This window comes from Lactococcus sp. S-13 (genome assembly GCF_004210295.1).
GTDB lineage: Bacteria > Bacillota > Bacilli > Lactobacillales > Streptococcaceae > Lactococcus.
This window is the reverse complement of sequence record NZ_SDAK01000001.1, coordinates 1,777,972-1,795,678: the sequence shown is the minus strand read 5'-3', so window position 1 is coordinate 1,795,678 and position 17,707 is coordinate 1,777,972. Positions and strand designations below refer to the sequence as shown.

General features: G+C 40.0%; 20 protein-coding genes and 1 tRNA gene. 6 read left to right on the top strand and 15 right to left on the bottom strand.

Translation table 11 applies throughout. The features are described from left to right. Positions 1 to 8 precede the first annotated feature (8 nt). Both brnQ and EQJ87_RS08960 read right to left on the bottom strand, forming a co-directional pair. Positions 9 to 1,352, bottom strand: coding sequence for a branched-chain amino acid transport system II carrier protein (brnQ, locus tag EQJ87_RS08965; protein ID WP_130124259.1), 1,344 nt, complete (start codon positions 1,350 to 1,352; stop codon positions 9 to 11). 96 nt (positions 1,353 to 1,448) lie between these two features. Continuing rightward, positions 1,449 to 1,904: a transporter gene (locus EQJ87_RS08960; protein WP_130124258.1), complete on the bottom strand. Its 456-nt coding sequence runs from the start codon at positions 1,902 to 1,904 to the stop codon at positions 1,449 to 1,451. 144 nt (positions 1,905 to 2,048) lie between these two features. Here EQJ87_RS08960 and EQJ87_RS08955 point away from each other — a divergent pair, with 144 nt between their 5' ends. Both EQJ87_RS08955 and EQJ87_RS08950 read left to right on the top strand, forming a co-directional pair. Next, positions 2,049 to 2,420 carry a hypothetical protein gene (locus EQJ87_RS08955; RefSeq protein ID WP_130124257.1) on the top strand — a complete coding sequence of 124 codons (372 nt, stop codon included), beginning with the start codon at positions 2,049 to 2,051 and terminating at the stop codon, positions 2,418 to 2,420. 127 nt (positions 2,421 to 2,547) lie between these two features. Further along, positions 2,548 to 4,491 carry an alpha-amylase family glycosyl hydrolase gene (locus EQJ87_RS08950; protein WP_130124256.1) on the top strand — a complete coding sequence of 648 codons (1,944 nt, stop codon included), beginning with the start codon at positions 2,548 to 2,550 and terminating at the stop codon, positions 4,489 to 4,491. Positions 4,492 to 4,613: 122 nt separating this feature from the next. Here EQJ87_RS08950 and EQJ87_RS08945 read toward each other — a convergent pair whose 3' ends face one another. Further along, positions 4,614 to 5,165, bottom strand: a complete 552-nt coding sequence (locus tag EQJ87_RS08945; protein ID WP_130124255.1) for a TetR family transcriptional regulator — start codon at positions 5,163 to 5,165, stop codon at positions 4,614 to 4,616. A gap of 109 nt (positions 5,166 to 5,274) precedes the next feature. Here EQJ87_RS08945 and EQJ87_RS08940 point away from each other — a divergent pair, with 109 nt between their 5' ends. Both EQJ87_RS08940 and EQJ87_RS08935 read left to right on the top strand, forming a co-directional pair. Beyond that, the gene (locus EQJ87_RS08940; RefSeq protein ID WP_130124254.1) at positions 5,275 to 6,051 is read left to right on the top strand and encodes an SDR family oxidoreductase; all 777 of its coding nucleotides are present in this window, start codon (positions 5,275 to 5,277) and stop codon (positions 6,049 to 6,051) included. An 18-nt stretch (positions 6,052 to 6,069) separates the two neighbouring features. Next, on the top strand, positions 6,070 to 6,858 hold the full coding sequence (locus tag EQJ87_RS08935; protein ID WP_130124253.1) for an SDR family NAD(P)-dependent oxidoreductase: 789 nt from the start codon (positions 6,070 to 6,072) through the stop codon (positions 6,856 to 6,858). A 179-nt stretch (positions 6,859 to 7,037) separates the two neighbouring features. Here the strand turns inward: EQJ87_RS08935 and EQJ87_RS08930 are convergent, their stop codons facing one another. The 10 genes from EQJ87_RS08930 to EQJ87_RS08885 form a co-directional block, all read right to left on the bottom strand. After that, positions 7,038 to 7,361 (bottom strand): DUF1292 domain-containing protein, encoded by a 324-nt coding sequence (locus EQJ87_RS08930; protein WP_130124252.1) that lies wholly within the window; start codon positions 7,359 to 7,361, stop codon positions 7,038 to 7,040. 137 nt (positions 7,362 to 7,498) lie between these two features. After that, positions 7,499 to 7,930: a Holliday junction resolvase RuvX gene (gene ruvX / locus EQJ87_RS08925; RefSeq protein WP_130124251.1), complete on the bottom strand. Its 432-nt coding sequence runs from the start codon at positions 7,928 to 7,930 to the stop codon at positions 7,499 to 7,501. Beyond that, a complete protein-coding gene (locus tag EQJ87_RS08920; RefSeq protein WP_130124250.1) occupies positions 7,930 to 8,196 on the bottom strand; it encodes an IreB family regulatory phosphoprotein in 267 nt (88 codons plus the stop codon). Before EQJ87_RS08920 ends, ruvX begins: the two co-directional genes overlap by 1 nt. Before the next feature lie 242 nt (positions 8,197 to 8,438). Beyond that, a complete protein-coding gene (locus tag EQJ87_RS08915) occupies positions 8,439 to 9,350 on the bottom strand; it encodes an aldo/keto reductase (protein WP_130124249.1) in 912 nt (303 codons plus the stop codon). Between the two features lie 98 nt (positions 9,351 to 9,448). Continuing rightward, positions 9,449 to 10,045: a hypothetical protein gene (locus EQJ87_RS08910; RefSeq protein ID WP_130124248.1), complete on the bottom strand. Its 597-nt coding sequence runs from the start codon at positions 10,043 to 10,045 to the stop codon at positions 9,449 to 9,451. A gap of 162 nt (positions 10,046 to 10,207) precedes the next feature. Further along, complete coding sequence (rpmH, locus tag EQJ87_RS08905) at positions 10,208 to 10,342, bottom strand: 50S ribosomal protein L34 (protein WP_003131818.1); 135 nt, start codon at positions 10,340 to 10,342, stop codon at positions 10,208 to 10,210. A 207-nt stretch (positions 10,343 to 10,549) separates the two neighbouring features. After that, the gene (gene jag, locus EQJ87_RS08900) at positions 10,550 to 11,476 is read right to left on the bottom strand and encodes an RNA-binding cell elongation regulator Jag/EloR (protein WP_130124247.1); all 927 of its coding nucleotides are present in this window, start codon (positions 11,474 to 11,476) and stop codon (positions 10,550 to 10,552) included. 90 nt (positions 11,477 to 11,566) lie between these two features. Then, entirely contained in the window at positions 11,567 to 12,382 is an 816-nt protein-coding gene (locus EQJ87_RS08895) for a YidC/Oxa1 family membrane protein insertase (protein WP_130124246.1), read from the bottom strand. After that, positions 12,379 to 12,747, bottom strand: a complete 369-nt coding sequence (gene rnpA, locus EQJ87_RS08890; protein WP_190289087.1) for a ribonuclease P protein component — start codon at positions 12,745 to 12,747, stop codon at positions 12,379 to 12,381. The genes EQJ87_RS08895 and rnpA overlap by 4 nt, the downstream gene beginning before the upstream one ends. A gap of 87 nt (positions 12,748 to 12,834) precedes the next feature. Continuing rightward, positions 12,835 to 13,413: a TetR/AcrR family transcriptional regulator gene (locus tag EQJ87_RS08885; protein ID WP_130124245.1), complete on the bottom strand. Its 579-nt coding sequence runs from the start codon at positions 13,411 to 13,413 to the stop codon at positions 12,835 to 12,837. Positions 13,414 to 13,597: 184 nt separating this feature from the next. Between EQJ87_RS08885 and EQJ87_RS08880 the strand changes: the two genes are divergently transcribed. Continuing rightward, entirely contained in the window at positions 13,598 to 14,794 is a 1,197-nt protein-coding gene (locus EQJ87_RS08880) for a multidrug efflux MFS transporter (protein ID WP_130124244.1), read from the top strand. A 9-nt stretch (positions 14,795 to 14,803) separates the two neighbouring features. Here the strand turns inward: EQJ87_RS08880 and argH are convergent, their stop codons facing one another. Next, entirely contained in the window at positions 14,804 to 16,183 is a 1,380-nt protein-coding gene (gene argH, locus EQJ87_RS08875; RefSeq protein WP_130124243.1) for an argininosuccinate lyase, read from the bottom strand. Between the two features lie 23 nt (positions 16,184 to 16,206). Further along, complete coding sequence (locus tag EQJ87_RS08870) at positions 16,207 to 17,403, bottom strand: argininosuccinate synthase (RefSeq protein ID WP_130124242.1); 1,197 nt, start codon at positions 17,401 to 17,403, stop codon at positions 16,207 to 16,209. A 161-nt stretch (positions 17,404 to 17,564) separates the two neighbouring features. Between EQJ87_RS08870 and EQJ87_RS08865 the strand changes: the two genes are divergently transcribed. Further along, positions 17,565 to 17,651: transfer RNA gene (locus EQJ87_RS08865), tRNA-Ser, on the top strand. Positions 17,652 to 17,707 lie beyond the last annotated feature (56 nt).

The window sequence follows — 17,707 nt, the reverse complement described above, 5'->3', positions numbered from 1 at the left end:
TTTTTAATTCAAGCGGTCTTTTTGGATAAAGTTTTCCAGATGAGTCCTACGATAAAACCGACAAGCGCTGGAAGAATCCAACCCATTCCCAATGGAAAGAAAGGAAGATAATGTTTTGCAAAATTAATAAGATCTGCAATACCCGTGATGGATTGGGCATTAGGGAGGGCATTCAGACCGTCAATGATGGCTGCCAAGAGTGTAAATGCCGTCGTCGTTTGATAAACGATTTTAGCATGGTTAAAGAGAGGGCTTAAGAGAGCAAGGAGAATCAATGTAATCGCTAGTGGATATAAAAACATCAAGACTGGCACAGAAAGTTGGATGATTTTGGTCAAGCCAACATTTGCAAAAATACAAGGCAGGATACTCACAATTACTAAGTAAAAACTGTAGTTTTTCTGCGGGAAGAGTTCAACAAAGGCTTCTGAAAAGGCCGAAATCAAACCAACTGTTGTTTTTAAGCAGGCGATGATAACAATCAAGGCCAATATAATCATCCCAAACGTCCCTAAGTAGTGTTGAGAGATTTGAGCGAGGGCAATTCCTCCATTTTCACTCATCGCAAAGCGGCCGACGCTCATTGCACCGAGGTAGGAGAGGCAAGTGTAAATCACAGCCATTAAAATCACACTAATCAGGCCTGCTTTGACTGTTTCTTTAGCAATGACTTTCGGATTTTTTACACCGCGTTCGCGAATGGTTGTGACGATGATAATTCCAAATGCTAAAGCGGCTAAGGCATCAAGCGTATTATAGCCTTGGGTGAAACCTGTCATGAAAGCAGCATTTTGGTAACTTTTCCCGATGGCTGCTTCACTGACTTTTCCAAGTGGATGAGTAAAAGCGATGACTAAAATAGAACCCAAAAGGATTAAAAAGAGGGGATTGAGGAATTTTCCGATATAATTTAAGAGTTTTGTCGGTTTTCTGGCTAAAAACCAGGCTGTTCCAAAAAATAAAATGCTAAAAAGAGCAAGCAAAGGCGCTTGGAGTTGAGCGGATAAAAAGGGAGATATGCCGATTTCAAAAGAAGTCGTTGCCAGACGTGGGAGGGCAAAAAAAGGGCCAATCACGAGATAGAGTAAAATCGTAAAAACATAGCCATAAGAACGTCCCACGCGCGAAGAGAGTTCAAAAACACCTGAACTTTGCGACATTCCTAGCGCAATGATTCCCAAAAAAGGGAAACCTACACCCGTGACTAAAAATCCTAAATTTGCCAAGGAAATCGCGGCACCAGCGTCTTGCCCCATGTGAATAGGAAAAATCAAGTTTCCTGCGCCAAAAAACAACCCAAACAGCATCGAGCCAATAAATAGATAGTCTTTTCTCCCTAGTTTTTCTTTCATGTTGCTCTCCTTTATGTTAAGTATGATATGTATTCAGTTTTATGTATAAAACAACATATTATTATAGCAAAACTATTGAGAATTTACAACACAATTTTAAATTGACTTGAGAGCTAGTGCCGAAAAAGCAGCTCCAAAAAGCACAATGAGAAAACCATACAAGAGCGGCCAAAGTATATTTGCCCTTCCTGAAAAAATAAAAGGAAAAAGATAGCCAATGAGCGTAATGAGGGGCGTGTAAGTTCTTGACACATAGCTACGCCAAGCCATCACAAAGATAAACAAACTGACAAGGATGCCAATGACTAGTAGAGCAATCAAAAAACTTGAATGAAGTTGGCGTGGATTACCAGAGAGGCGCAAAATCCCTAAATCACGCATTTTGTTTACTTTGAGATAGTAGTCCCCACTGCTGTTATATTTTTTCCAGTTGATTTTGAAAAGTTTGCCGTTTAAAATGATGTAAATCACACTACCAGTTAATGCAAAGAGTGAATAGGTGAGTAAGCTCCACCGGAGGAGCAAGTGAGTGCTTCTTGGGGTTGAGGTCATTTTTTCTCCTTTATTAAGTTTGGTTTATGATTGATATTATATCTTTTATTTTCTGAAAATTCCACTTTTTCACACGAAAGTGAATTTTTTGAAAAAGAAGAATGAAATAAGTTATAATGAGAGCAGAAACAAGTGAGGTTTGACATGAATTATGATGAGTTTTTAAGGAGTAAACAGATTGCGGAACGTTGGGGTGAGGCACAGGCGACTTTTAAGGCTGAGGCCTCTTCTGCAGAGGGCGCTTATTATCAGGGGCTTTTAACGGAATTTTATGACTATATCAAGCTGCTAGAAAGCCACTTTTTTGTGTCTCCAGCTTCTCCAAGTCAATCTGGGACACCAACTTTGGCACCAACAGTGACAAATGAGAAAAATCAGCCAGAGCATTTACTGACGCAAATTCCGTCAGCATTTTCTCTAGAAAATCAACCTGCTTTTGCTGACCCACAAGTCACTTCTTTCGTTCCTGAATCCCTTACGGATGAGGAAGATCCTTGGTTTGGCTTTCCCGAGTGAGCGAAATTACTGACGGAATGTGAGTAGTGAGTTTTTTACTTATCTGTGAAGTTATATTATGAAAACCTTTCCAAAAGTGTTAAAATAGACTGAGAAATGTTTTTCAGTAAAAAAAGGAGAATCGTTTATGCCTCTCAATATTTTGGATTATGACCCTTATCTAGAAGCTTTCAAAGATGACTTGTCTGCTCGGCTCTTTGATTTTGCTCGAACGAAGAAACGACTTTTAGGTGTGGACGGCTCGCTTTGCGACTTTGCCAATGGCTACAAGTATTTTGGTTTTCAACAAGAAATGAAACATTGGACTTTCCGAGAATGGGCGCCAAATGCGCAAAAAGCTTGGTTGGTCGGTGATTTCAACAATTGGGAAAATAATTTTGAACTCAAAGAAGCTTACGGTGGGGTCTGGGAAATTAGCGTGCCCGGAATGCTGCCTGTCGGCTCCAAAGTCAAGGTCAAATTGACTTTGACCAATGGCGAAACAGTTTATCGGGTACCGAGTTACATCCTTTACACTCTGCCTAATGAGCGCCATGAATTGGATGGTGTGATTGTTAATCCTCAGCATGAATGGAAACATCAAGCACCAAAATTAGCTGAAGCACCGCTGATTTACGAGGCGCACATCGGTATTTCTACTGAAGAATACAAGATTAACACTTATAAAGAATTTACGCGCGATGTCCTGCCACGTATCAAAAAAGATGGCTACAACACCATCCAGCTCATGGCCATTATGGAACACCCGCTATATGCTAGCTTTGGCTATCAGGTGTCTAATTTCTTTGCCGTTTCTAGTCGTTTTGGTCAACCTGAGGATTTAATGGATCTGATTGATAAGGCGCACGGCATGGGGCTTCGTGTGCTGTTGGACGTGGTGCATTCGCACGCAGTCAAAAATGTGGGTGACGGGCTTAATCTTTTTGACGGGACAACCAGCCAGTACTTCCACGAGGGAGCGCGTGGCGAACATTCTGCTTGGAACACTAAGCTCTTCAATTATGGTAAGGACGAAGTGATTCATTTCCTGTTGTCTAATCTGAAATTTTGGTTGGACGTTTATCGTTTTGACGGTTTTCGTTTTGACGGTGTGACCTCCATGCTCTATCATGATCATGGTCTAGGGACGGCTTTTACGGATTACAGCAAGTATTTTTCACTGAATACTGATGTGGAAGCTGTGACTTATCTGATGTTGGCCAATGAGTTGATTCACCAAATCAATCCAGATGCGACGACGATTGCCGAGGATATGTCAGCCATGCCGGGTATGGCGCTACCGATTTCTGCGGGCGGGATTGGTTTTGATTACCGACTTTCAATGGGAATTCCTGACTTTTGGATTAAGCAATTGAAGGAAAAATCTGATGATACACTGGATTTGATGAGTTTGTGGTGGGAGTTGACGACCAGACGGCCCGGCGAAAAAAATATCGGCTACGCCGAAAGTCATGATCAGGCTTTAGTTGGCGATAAGACGCTCATGATGTGGCTGGCCAACGAAGAAATTTACTGGAAAATGGACGTCAATAGTCAGTCACTCAAGATTGATCGCGCGATTGCGCTTCACAAGCTCATCCGCTTGGTGACTTTTAGTTTGGCTGGCGAAGGCTATCTCAACTTTATGGGCAATGAATTTGGGCATCCTGAATGGCTCGATTTCCCCCGCGAGGGCAACAATGATAATTTCCAACACGCGAGACGTCAGTGGTCTTTGGCAGAAGATGAAAATTTGCGTTTCAAATACTTGGCCGCTTTTGACAAGGACATGGTGCGCTTAGAAAAAGACTTTAAATTTCTGGCAAAAACAGATCAACTGCAGCAAGTTTGGGTGAAAAATTCAGACAAACTGTTGGCCTATCGAAAAGGAAATTTGCTTTTTGTCTTTAATTTTCATCCGAGTTATCAAGAAAAACTTCAGCTCGATTGGGCTGAAAAACCAGAATTAGTCTTTGATACCGATGATCGTAAATTTGGTGGTTTTGGGCCACGTAGCTCCTTTGGCTGGTCAAAAGGTCAACTTGATTTGATTTTGGAACCGCGGACAGCGATGGTCTTTAAAATTCACTGATGCAAATGAAAAACTCTGATTTTCGTCAGAGTTTTTTTGTTTTCGTCAGCATTTTCTCTGGCTGATTTTGAACAATTCAAGTTGCGTCAGCAAATTCTCTAGAAGAGTTCGAGAAATTTCAATTACGTCAGTAAATTCTCTGGCTGATTTGCAATGATTTTCCAGACATTTTCAAATTGAGCTTGAAAGGCTTCATCCCATTGTGGAGCAATTTTGGGATGATGAAAATAGGCAAATGCTTGAATATAGGCCGCTGCCTGCTCAGCTGTTTCAAGCTTGGCAGCAGTTTTCAAACTCTCAATCATTTCCATAATGTGATTCCGGCTTAATTCCAAATTTTCTCCGATATAGGTCGTATAAAGAGCAAACATTTCGGGCGTTTTTAGGTGAGCTTGATATTTGGCATTGGCCACCGCCCACAGCCAATCGTGAATAATTTCTTTTTGTTCTTGATTATTTTTTGTATCAAATGGAAAAATCTGCACCAAAATACGCCCATTGAGCCAACGCAAAGCCAACAGTGTCAAGAGTTCTTCTTTATTTTTAAAATGCTTGTAAATCGCAGGTTGACTGAGTTTCAGGCGCTTTGCAATCTTTGAAAGTGTTAATTTCTCAATCCCACTGGCCAAAATAAATTGTTCGGTTTCTTGGAGGATTTTTTCTCGTGTATTCATAACTTTATTGTAGCATAAGTTATATTTCTTGACAAATATAACTTATCAGGATATAATCTTTTTGTCGGTTATAAAAAATAAAAAAAATAACCTTTTAAAAAGGAGAATCATGACATTTACACAACATACGATTTTGATTACAGGGGGAACCAGCGGAATTGGTCTGGGTTTTGCCCAAAAATTTGCCGCCCTTGGTAATAAAGTAATCATCAGCGCCCGAAACGAAGCTCGGCTCAAGCAAATTTTGGCTGAAAATCCCGACTTTTCAGGTTTTGTCAGCGATGTTAGCGATACTGACAGTCTCTTCCAGCTGCTTCAAAGCATTCAAAACGAATTTCCCAAACTTGATGTGCTTTTTAATTCTGCGGGAATCATGCGTGCCTACAATCTTTTTGAAAATCCTGATTTTTCAGCATTGACGAGCGAAATTCAGACCAATCTTATGGGGACAATCGCTGTGACTCAAGCTTTCTTAGCCCTACTGACCGCCAACCAAGGAACAATCATCAATGTTTCATCAGGTTTATCAAATCTGGCAGATGGTGCGCATCCGATTTACAATTTGACAAAGGCTGGTGTGCATTTTTATAGTGATGCCCTACGTGAGCAAGCGCGCTATTTTGACCAAAATTTACGAGTGGTCGAACTCGTTCCGCCGCTCGTTGCCGAAACTAATCTCGAAAGTCATACGACGACCGCTGCCCCAAACAATATGGCCCTTTCTGATTTGATTGACGAAACTTTAGCTGCTTTAGAAAATGGTGCCGACCGCATCGATGCTGGTTTTTCAAAAACTTTGCATCAGATGGGAAAAGTCGACAGCGAGGAAAACACCCGCAAACTTTCTGCCCAAATGCTCAGCAATTATTTCCCAAAAAACAAATAGAAAATAGAGGAAAATCACATGAAAACTCTCATTACTGGTGCGAATAAAGGCATTGGCTTTGCCTTAGCACAAACCCTTGGACGCCGTGGCTACGATATTTTACTCGGTGCACGCAGCGAAACACGTGGACAAGCTGCCGTCGAAAAACTTCAAGCCGAAGGCATCAACGCCCAATTTGTCAAAGTTGACTTGAATGATTTGGCGCAATTATCCAGTCTTGCGCAGTTGCGCGATATTGATTTACTCATCAATAATGCTGGAATCGCTGGAAACATTAAGTCCGACGCGGGCGATTTTGATATGGAAAAGTCCCCATTCGCTTACACAACTGCTGATTTACAAGAAACAATGAACACAAATTTCCTAGGAACGCACGCTGTGATTTCACAGCTTTTGCCGCATTCATTGACCGAAAATGCCGTCATTGTCAACATCACCGTCCCTGTTTCTCAAGAATATTGGGCGCCCTTGGCCTATGTGACCAGCAAAGCCGCGCAAAATGCCATGATGTTTGCTTTTGGTCATCAATTTAGCAAAGAAAAATCAGCAAAACAAATCTTTGGTGTCATGCCAGGTGCTGTTGCAACTGATCTCAACGGTGCCAAAGTTGGCGATAATCCAGTTATCAAATCCCCTGAAGAAACCGCCGAATTGATTAGTCATTTCATTTTTGATAATAAAAATCACAACGCTGAAATCATCAATTTTGACGGGACAATTTATAAGAGCTATGAACCCGGTCTTCGCAGCAAAATCATCAAAGATGTTGCCAAAAATGGTCTAAAACGCAAACTTGGCCGCAAATAAAGCAGAAAAAATGCTGACGAAATCTTTTTTGAAATCCGTCAGCATTTTCTCTGGCTGATTTTGAACAATTCAAGTTGCGTCAGCAAATTCTCTAGAAGAGTTTGGGAAATTTCAATTACGTCAGCAAATTCTCCACAAAAAAACCGCCAGAAAAACTGACGGATTTTTTATTTTCAAAATTAACCTTCTTGCTCATCCATGAAATTGTTGAAAACTTCTTCAATCATATCCCATTCGTCCTCAGCGTCCTCAGGGATTGGTTGCAAATCGCCCTCAGTCCCATCAGCATTTTCAGTGAAAGAATAAGCCAAAACGTCGATAAGACCTTGCTCATCTTCTTCAAATTCAGTCGGTTGCAAAATCACATAGTTTTTGCCAAATTCTTCTTGACCATCAATCGTAATCAAAATTTGGAATAAGCTTTCGTTGCCATTTTCATCAACTAATGTAATGTAGTCAGGTTCATGATTGTGGTCATGTTCGTGATCGTGTGTATGAGTCATTTTGTTTCCTTTTCTGTGAACTTCACTTACGAAGTTTCAGTTTTTTTCAACGAATTTATCAAAAAATTGAACTGACAAACTTACGTCAGCAATTTCTCTCTACTGACCAATTTTCGTCAGTAAATTCTCTGTCAAAATTATAATTTCAGTGCATTTGCATCAAGATAATTTTGCAAAATCAGAACCGCAGCCAATTTATCAATTGACTTTTTGCGATCTTTACGGCGCACCCCACCGTCAATCAGTACTTTTTCAGCCTGTGCCGTTGTCAAGCGCTCATCTTGATAAGCCACTTCCAAACCAAACTCATTGGAGAGTTTCGTTCCATAATTCCGTGAAGCCTCAGCACGAATGCCCTCGTCCCCATTCATATGTTTTGGCAAACCAAGCACCACTTTGGTCGGTTTGTACTCCTTGATTAACTCGCCCAAACGAGCAAATCCGAGCTCTCCCGCTTCACTATCAATCTTGATTGTTTCCACCGGCTGAGCAGTCATGCCAAGCAAATCGCTGACCGCAACACCCACTGTTTTTGTACCAACATCAAGTCCTAAAATCCGTGCAAACATTATAAATTCACACCATTAGCCTTCAGATAATTTTTGATTAATTCTTCAACAATATCATCGCGGTCAAAACGGCGAATTTTATTACGTGCATCATCGTGACGAGGAATGTAAGCAGGGTCTCCCGACAAAACATAACCCACGATTTGATTGATAGGATTATAACCCTTCGCCTCAAGCACATTGTAAACATCAACAAGCGTCTCGCTTATCTCTCTCTTGTCCGAATCACCAAATTCAAAGCGGACCGTTTCATCTGTAAAACTCATAAGACACCTCCTTTTAAAATCATCTAGCAAGCCAGATTGAACTAAAAATCAACGAGTTTTCTCCGCCAACACGGCAGAAATACATCATTAAAAACTCCTTAGATACCCTTAATTATACGTTATTTTTCAACCAAATTCAACCGTTTCCTCTACCAAAGCATGATTTATTCCAAAACAAGACCTTTCATTCTGCCCCTAAAAAACAGACCAGAATACATTAAAAGCTGCTTTCCCAGATTTCATTAAGGTAAGATATTTCCAGCCGCCATATACAAATCATACCACTCTTCGCGTGTCAACACCACATCGCTCGCGTCACAAACCTCCGTGATACGACTTGGTGTGATTGTACCAATAACTGTTTGCATCTTAGCAGGGTGACGACTAATCCAAGCAATCGCAATCCCCGTTGCCGTCACGCCATATTTCTCAGCCAATTCATCCAACTTAACATTCAATTTAGGGAATTTTTCATTACCAACAAAAGCGCCATCAAAGAAGCCATATTGGAAAGGAGACCACGCTTGAATCGTCATTTTGTGGATTCGTGAATATTCCAAAAGACCATTGTCATGCACAAGAGAACCTTCATCCGTCATATTGACATGGATCCCTTCATCAATCATTCCCGTATGCATCACACCAAACTGCAGTTGGTTCATGAGTAAAGGCTGTTTCACAGCAGTTTTCAGCAACTCGATTTGACCCGGATTTTGATTAGAAACACCGAAATAACGTACTTTACCCGCTTTTTCCAACTCATCAAAAGCCTCCGCCACTTCTTCAGGTTCCACCAAAGTATCTGGCCGGTGCAAGAGCAATGAATCCAAATAATCCACATTCAAACGTTTCATCGAGCCTTCAACAGCATCCAAGATATGTTTTTTACTAAAATCAAAAGCAATTCCCGGACGAATCCCGACCTTGCTTTGAATATAAATATCATCTCGCTTAAGCGAACTCTTCACCAGCGCATCTGCAAAAATACTTTCACACTCACCAGCACCATAAATGTCAGCATTATCAAAGAAATTGATCCCACCAGCATAAGCCGCTTCTAAAGCCGCCACAGGATCTTTTCCCTTTTCATTGATTCGCATCACACCCAACACGATTTGTGAAGCATTCATATCGCCGATTTGAATAGTTTTCATGGTTAAAAATCTCCTTAATTTTTTCTTTTATTATAACACAAAAATAGAAAACGCTTCAAAAACTTTAACAATTTTCTTAAAAATACAAAACTGATACTTTATTTTTTCCCAGCCAACACACTAAACACTACTGCTCCTAACACCAAAAGCAACAAAAGTCCACTAAGCCCTAGAATAGCAGGCGCAAACTGAGCCGACTGACGAACCAAGTCCCAAAGCGCAAGAAAAACCAGAACAATCGCAACGGCAATAATCATCCAGAACAACCACCGATAATGATTAGATTTTTTCTTTGTCGCTTTCGTTTCCACCGCTTGATTATCTAAACCACCACTTCCTTGGAGTTCCACAAGCTTCCCTCTGATTCGCTCAACCCACAGTTGCGCATCGTCCACACCCAGCACTAACTGATCCTTCCACTCATTAGAAAGCTCAACCAAAATCCCCTCTTCATTGCCTGATATATTGACATAAGCCTTCAGATGGTTGCCTCGATATGACCCGACCTGCTTGCCAGGAATACTAGTCCCACCAACTCGCCAAGCCCCTTGACTCAAAATCCCCATACCTTGAGATATCGCCTTGATATGCCCATAAGGAATTTCCATCTTTCCCTGAAAACCCAGCACCTTATTAGCCCCAACAGGCCCAACCACCAAACTTTTTTCACCTAATGTAATAAGATTACTAACCATTTTCTTGCTCCTTTCAACTAAAATAGTCGCTTATTAGCAAAACCCACATTTCAATTCTATTATAATCCTTTTAGTTGCTGCTGCAAGTTTTTTCGCTAATTATTTAAGCAAAGTAAACACAAAAAAACCAGCCAAAGCTGGTTTTCTTTATTCATTTACAAATTAAACTGTAAGTGAAGCGCGTCCTTTACGACGACGAGCTGCAAGGACACGACGTCCGTTTTTAGTTGCCATACGGCTACGGAATCCGTGAGTAGTCTTACGAGATTTTTTGTGTGGTTGGTAAGTACGTTTCATTATATAAGTCCCTGGGCTACTTCACTTTTTCGGGCATAGCTCACTGAAAATTCAAAACGACAAAGTTGTCTTTCCTTTTCAAAATGTTCACTTTTGCTCCATTATGCTTGAAAGTAGCTCCACCTTTTCGGTGTTCCTTTCATCTTAGTTTATCGCTTTTAAAAGCATACTATACAATTTTACACTAAGATAAGCTATTTGTCAAGACTAAATCTCTTTAGACACCACAATATAGCGATTGTATTCTTGCCCCTCAGAATGACTCGCCACACCATTTTCTTGAGCGATAATGGTATGAACAATCTTGCGTTCATTTGATTGCAGATCGTTGATATAGACCGTTTCGCCACCACGCGCACGCTCAGCCGCACGATGAGCCAAACTCACAATATAAGCTTTACGCTTTTCGTGATAATCCCCAACATTTACCGCAATATTCATGCGAGTATTCAAAATACTATTGGCATAAGCCTTAGCCAAAATCTGCAAACTTTGCAAAATCTTGCCATGCTTACCAATCAAAAGCGCATCATGGTTTGAAGTCAAATTAAAGACTGTCAAGTTCCCATCACGAGAAACAGCAACCCTTGTTGCAATTCCCATTTCTTGGGTAATGGTTGTCAAGTAACTTGAAATTTTTGAAGCAACTTTTTCTTCTTCATTAGAAACTTCATTTGAAGCAGCCTCTTTTTTCACTGCAATTTCTTCTTTTACAGCTTGAACAACTTCCGAAAGATTGGCCGTTTGTCGATTTTGAACGACTGTCTTTTTAGCCACTTCAATAATCTCATTACGTTCTTCTTCCGTAATTTCGCCTTTTTGCTCTTTTTCTGCCGCACGAACTGCTTTCACGACCTGACTCAATTCAAGCGTTGCTTCCATAGCAGACTGTGCCTTAGGCACACCAAGATTGATATTTTCATCAACACCGCGTGCAGCCAAATGATCCGCTTTACGCACCGTTTCCTCTTGAATCGGCTCAATGTTAACCCTAGCGCGTTTCTTACCAAAGCCTAAGAAACCCTTTTTTTCTTTCTGTTCAATTTGAATATGAACATTCTCACGCTTAACACCTAATCGATTTAAACCACGATCGATTGCATCCTCGACCGTTTCACCAGTAAAAATAGCCATAATAAAACTACTCCTGTAATATGATAAACCTTATTGACAATTCTTAGCACAACTTCAAATAAAATAAAAACTGTCAAAGGTCTTTTTATTTTATTTTTTTCTTGATTTTGCTTTTTTCATTGCTTTCTCACGCGCTTTAATTTTATCTTTTTCAACCTGAAGCTTCGCTTCACGCGCTGCAATGATTTTATATGGATTAGCCAACAACATTGTTTGGAAGACTTGGAACGCATTTGAAATTACCCAGTAAAGCGCAATCCCAGCTGCAAAATTTAAGCCCATCACCAAGATAAACACTGGCATGATGTAAGTCATTGACGTTGTCATTGCATTCTTTTCAGGCGCTGATTTCATCATCAAGTATGAACTTAGGAAAGTAAATACCGCTGCCAAAATAGGTAAGATAAAAGTAGGATCCTTTGTTCCGATATCAAACCAAAGAAAAGTACCGTGTTTCAAGAAGTCTACACGAGATAGGGCTTGATAAAGTGCAAACAGCACTGGCATTTGAACCACAAGTGGTAAACAGCCCAAGTAAGGATTAACTTTATTATCCGCATAAAGTTTCTGTGTTTCTTCGCTCAATAAACGACGAGACTCCATATCTTTACCTGGATATTTAGCTTGAATTTTTTTAATTTCAGGCTGAATTTCTTGCATTCGTTGACTAGACTTGATTTGGATATTCATCAAAGGAAGCAAAACCGCTCGAATGATAATTGTGAATAAAATAATACCAACACCAGTCAATCCACCAAATGACAAGAAACGAATGACCTGCGCAAAACCATATACAATTTGATCCCAGATGCCATTTGAACTACTTGTTACCTCTTGAGTTCCACAAGCTGTAAGTAACAAAAGCGCAGCTCCTGCCATTGCGATCAAAGTAAATTTCTTTTTCAATCGTTTTCTCCATCTACATAGATTTTTGACAACTTTAAGACGTGTTTTAGATTTTTCTTTACTTCCTCAAAACTCAAACTTTCCACACCAGAACGTGCGATCACTACAAAGTCCTCGTGCACCAAATGAGGTTGAAATTCAGCAATTGCGTGACGCAATAAACGTTTAATTCGATTACGCGACACAGCGTGACCTAGCTTTTTACTTACTGAAAGACCCACTCGAAAATGAGGTTGATTCGCATCTAATTTATAAATAACAAATCTTTTATTGGCAAAGCTATGTTTCGCTGAAAAAATTTGGTCGAAATCTTTGGAGCGTTTCACGCGATATGTTTTTTTGATAGCCAAGCCACTCTCTCCCATCTTAGAAATCATCGTTTTAATTTTATCATAAAGTTAGCAAAAAGTCATTTATTCGTATGAAAACGCTCTTTTTTAATTACGAAATTATTATTTACTCTTTTCTTTCAGCTTTAAAGGTATCAACAATTGATCTAACATATACTCAAAAGACTCTTCTCGAGGAGTCGAATCTGAATTTCTGAAATAGCCCAATTGTGTTAAAGTGATAAAGCCATGCAAAGTTGAGCGAAACATCCGACTGATATGAAAATTCTCATCCTCAGATAAATCAAAATTCTCTAAACTCCGTCGCACCAAGCGAATATTTTCTTTCGCCAAGGCCTCAAGTTCTTCGTTATTCGTCTGATGGATGACATTGGCTAACTCATAGACCGCTTCGTATTTCTCAGCAAATTTCTTATAACTTTCAGCATAGGCTCGTAAAGCATCTAGCGGAGTCAAACCAACCATCGCATGAGTTAATTCATAATTCAATTCCTGTTGCAAATATACCGCTGTAGCCACACGTACCTCATCCATATTTTTAAAATGATTGTACAGTGACGGTGCTTTAATTCCAAAATACTCCGCTAAGCGCGGAAAACTCACATTGGCTAAGCCAATTCTTCCTGCGAGTTCAATAGTTGCTTGAACAATTTTTTCACGATTCAGTGCAATTCTTGCCATAATCGTATATCCTTTCGCTCGCTTTTCAAACAATTATTTTGTCTAAAAAGTCCATTTTAAATTTCTTATTATTCAGTATAAAACTATTCCATCTATTTTTCAAGTAATGATTATTCATTGACAAACTACGAATCATAGTTTTATAATAGTAGATATCACTCTTTCAGAAAGGAGTACAATGCTTATGAAAGAAACTTGGCAAAGAAACCTTGTTGTGCTTTGGTTCGGAACCTTTATGGCCGGCGTTGGACTAAGCTTAATTGCCCCTTTTATCTCCCTTTATGTTGGGACTTTGGGACATTATACAAAAACCGAATTAAATATTTGGTCAGGGCTCATTTTTTCTTCAACCTTCGTCGTTTTAGCTATCGTTTCTCCATTATGGGGCAAGCTCGCTGATCAGAAGGGCCGCAAGTTGATGCTCTTGCGCGCTTCTCTAGGAATGGCAATTTCAATTTCTTTAATGGCCTTTGTCACAGCCGCTTGGCAGCTGCTACTTTTAAGAATGTTGTTAGGAGCATTTTCCGGGTTCATTTCAAATTCTATGGCGCTCATGGCCAGCTCAGCTCCCAAGGAAAAATCTGGCTCTGTCCTTTCCTTACTTACCACAGGATCTGTAGCTGGAACTCTGATTGGACCAATTATTGGTGGTATTTTAGTCAACTTTACAGGCTACCGACACGTTTTTAGCGTGACTGGTATCATCATGTTTTTAGTCTTTCTTCTCGCCCTATTTCTAGTCAAAGAAACCTTTAAACCTGTCGAAAAAAAGGATATGCTTTCCTCAAAGGAAGTTTGGAAAGTCATTTCTCACCCTGCTATTATCTGGGGAATGTTTTTCACTACTTTGATTACACAGATGACTAATCAATCCATCAACCCCGTCCTTTCGCTCTATGTCCAAGAACTGATGAACGGAAAAGGAAATATCACCTTTATGGCTGGCCTTGTGGCTGCAGCACCTGGTATCGTCACCTTGTTAATTGCCCCTTTTCTAGGGCGTCTAGGTGACCGAGTAGGCCAACGAAAAATCCTTGGTTTTGGATTATTCTTTTCATTAGTCGTATTTTTGATTACCGCCACAACAACCAATGTCTGGTTTTTGATTGGAATGCGCCTATTAATCGGGGTGTCAGATGCAGCTATCCTGCCTTCTGTCCAAGCTATTTTGGCAAAAGAATCTCCGCAAGCTGTGACTGGACGAATTTTTTCTTACAATCAATCCGCTCAATCCATTGGTGCTTTTTCCGGACCATTGTTAGGCTCTACAATTGCTGGCTTCATTGACTACCGCTATGTCTTTGTAGGCTCCGCCATTCTCGTTGTCTTTAACCTTATCAACTACTTCACACATACAAAAAAACCTTCTCTTACAAGTTAAAAAAGAACTTCAACTTTGAAGTTCTTTTTTTGCTTGTTCAATTTGCTTTCTAACCGAATCAAAGGCAGTCCCACCTAATGAAGTCCGACGAGCAACAGCCGTGCGTGATTTTAAAATTTCATATACATCTTCTTCAATCAAATCAGACAAGGCACGATACTCTTGTAAACTTACATCTTGCAGATAAATCCCTTTCTTAACACAGTCCAAAACCAACTGACCAACAATCGCATGAGCTTGCCTAAAGGGAATCCCTTTGGCTGCAAGATAATCTGCGAGTTCTGTTGCGTTTGAAAAATCTTTAGCAGTTGATTCTTCCATGTTGACATCGTTGACCTTCAAGGTTGACAATACCCCTGCCATTACCGTTAACGAAGTTAGTATCGTATCTGCACTATCAAACATTCCTTCTTTGTCTTCTTGTAAATCTTTGTTGTAAGCTAAGGGTAATCCTTTCATTACCGTAAGTAAGCCCATCAGATTTCCATAAACGCGTCCTGTTTTTCCGCGAATCAGCTCTGCCATATCTGGATTTTTCTTTTGCGGCATTATCGAGGAACCTGTTGAGTAGGCATCTGACAGAGTGATAAATTTAAATTCGTGTGAGCACCACAAAATCAACTCTTCACAAAGTCTCGACAAATGGAGCATCAATAGGCTGGAATTAGATAAAAATTCTATTATAAAATCACGGTCAGACACCGCATCCATTGAATTGGCGTAAGGCCCAGCAAACCCCAAAAGTTCTGTTGTCATTTTCCGGTCAATGGGGAAAGTTGTCCCCGCCAGCGCAGCAGCGCCTAAAGGATTGATATCTGTATGCTTAAAGTTAAACTCAAAACGTTCAAAATCTCGTGTAAACATTTGATAATAAGCCATCAAATGTTGCCCAAAAGAAATTGCCTGAGCGTGTTGCAGATGAGTATAGCCTGGCATGATTGTGTCAACATGGTTTACAGCAAGGTTGACAATCGTTGAACGTAGCGTTGTCAGCACAGACAGAACCTCTGTCAATACCGATTTTAGATAAAGGTGCATATCTGTTGCAACTTGGTCATTTCTTGATCTTGCTGTATGAAGTTTTCCTGCAACTGCTCCAATTTCCTCTAAAAGATAAGTTTCCATGTTCATATGAATATCTTCATTTTCGATTTTAAACTCAATTTCATGATTGTGCAGTTTTTCCTCTAAGGCCTTCAATCCAGCGACAATTTCATCCGCCTCTTTACCAGAAATAATTCCTGTGGCACTCAACATTTTAACATGAGCTAAAGAACCTTGTAAATCAAACGGAGCTAATCTTTGTTCAAATTTAATCGAGGCGCCAAAATTTTCTGTTTTTTCATCCAAGGAAGCTTCAAAACGTCCACCCCAAAGTTTTTTCACCATAACTTCTACTTTCTTAACGATTCTTATTTATTTTTGTTAACTTGCGCATTGACTTGAGTTGGCAAACCCCAAAGTTTGATAAATCCTACGGCTGCAGCTTGGTCAAATTCATCTGCTGCAGTATAAGTTGCTAAATTTTCGTCATATAGCGAGTTGGCTGATTTACGACCAACAGGTGTTGCATTTCCTTTGTAAAGTTTGACTTTAACTGTCCCATTCACTACTTTTTGCGTTTCATCGAGGTAGGCAATCAAAGCTTGGGTCGCTGGATTAAACCAAAGTCCATTATAAATCAAATTTGCTAATTCATTTTCAATAACTGGTTTAAAATGTGACAATTCGCGAACAAAAGTTAAATCTTCGAGGTCTTTATGTGCTTTTAAGAGCGTGAGGGCTCCGGGACATTCATAAAATTCACGTGATTTGATGCCAACAAGTCGATTTTCAACGTGATCAATCCGCCCAATCCCATGTTTTCCTGCAATAATATTCACTTCTTTAATGATTTCATACAGAGGTTTCTTTTCACCATTTAAAGCAACTGGCAAACCTTCTTCAAAATCAACTTCAATAAATTCTGGTGTTTCAGGAGCTTCTTCCACTGATTTTGTCATAAAGAAGGCATCTTCTGGACAAGTATTCCAAGGATTTTCCAAAATGCCTGCTTCGATGGCACGTCCCCACAAATTCATATCAATAGAATAAGGATTGTCTAAATCAGCCGGAATCGGAATATTGTTTTCAACCGCATAGGCAATTTCTTCTTCACGAGGCCAATGCCATTCACGTACAGGAGCGATAACTTCGAGTTCTGGTGCTAGGGCATGAATGGCAACTTCAAAACGTACTTGATCATTTCCTTTACCTGTGCAACCGTGAGCGATTGCAGTTGCTCCAAATTTTTTAGCTACTTCAACCAATTTTTTCGCAATCAAAGGACGACTCAGCGCAGAAACCAAAGGGTATTTATTTTCATACATTAAATTCCCTTTGAGCGCTGCACCAACGAAGATTTCCGAAAATTCAGCTTTGCAATCCAAAATGAGGGATTCAACAGCGCCAACTTGCAAAGCTTTATCATGAATAAAGTTTAAATCCTTTCCCTCACCGACGTCAATACAAGTCGCAATAACATCAAATCCCTTTTCTGCCAGCCATTTTACTGCTACACTCGTATCCAATCCACCAGAATAAGCCAAGACAATTTTTTTATTTCCCATTAGTTACATCTTCTTTCAATTTAATTTAAATACAATTATATGGCATATTTATTCACTTGTCAAGGAAAATGTATAATTATACGTCTTTTATTTTGATATTACTATTCATATTACTTTTAGTCAAACTGTAACTATGCTATAATATAATTAAATAAAGGAGCGGAGCCATGGCAGAGTGGTAATGCAACGGACTCGAAATCCGTCGAACCGTGATAAGCGGCGCAGGGGTTCAAATCCCCTTGACTCCTTTTAAATAGCTTACTCCTTTTCCTCCCCTCGTGCTGCGATGGGAGGTTTTTCGTAC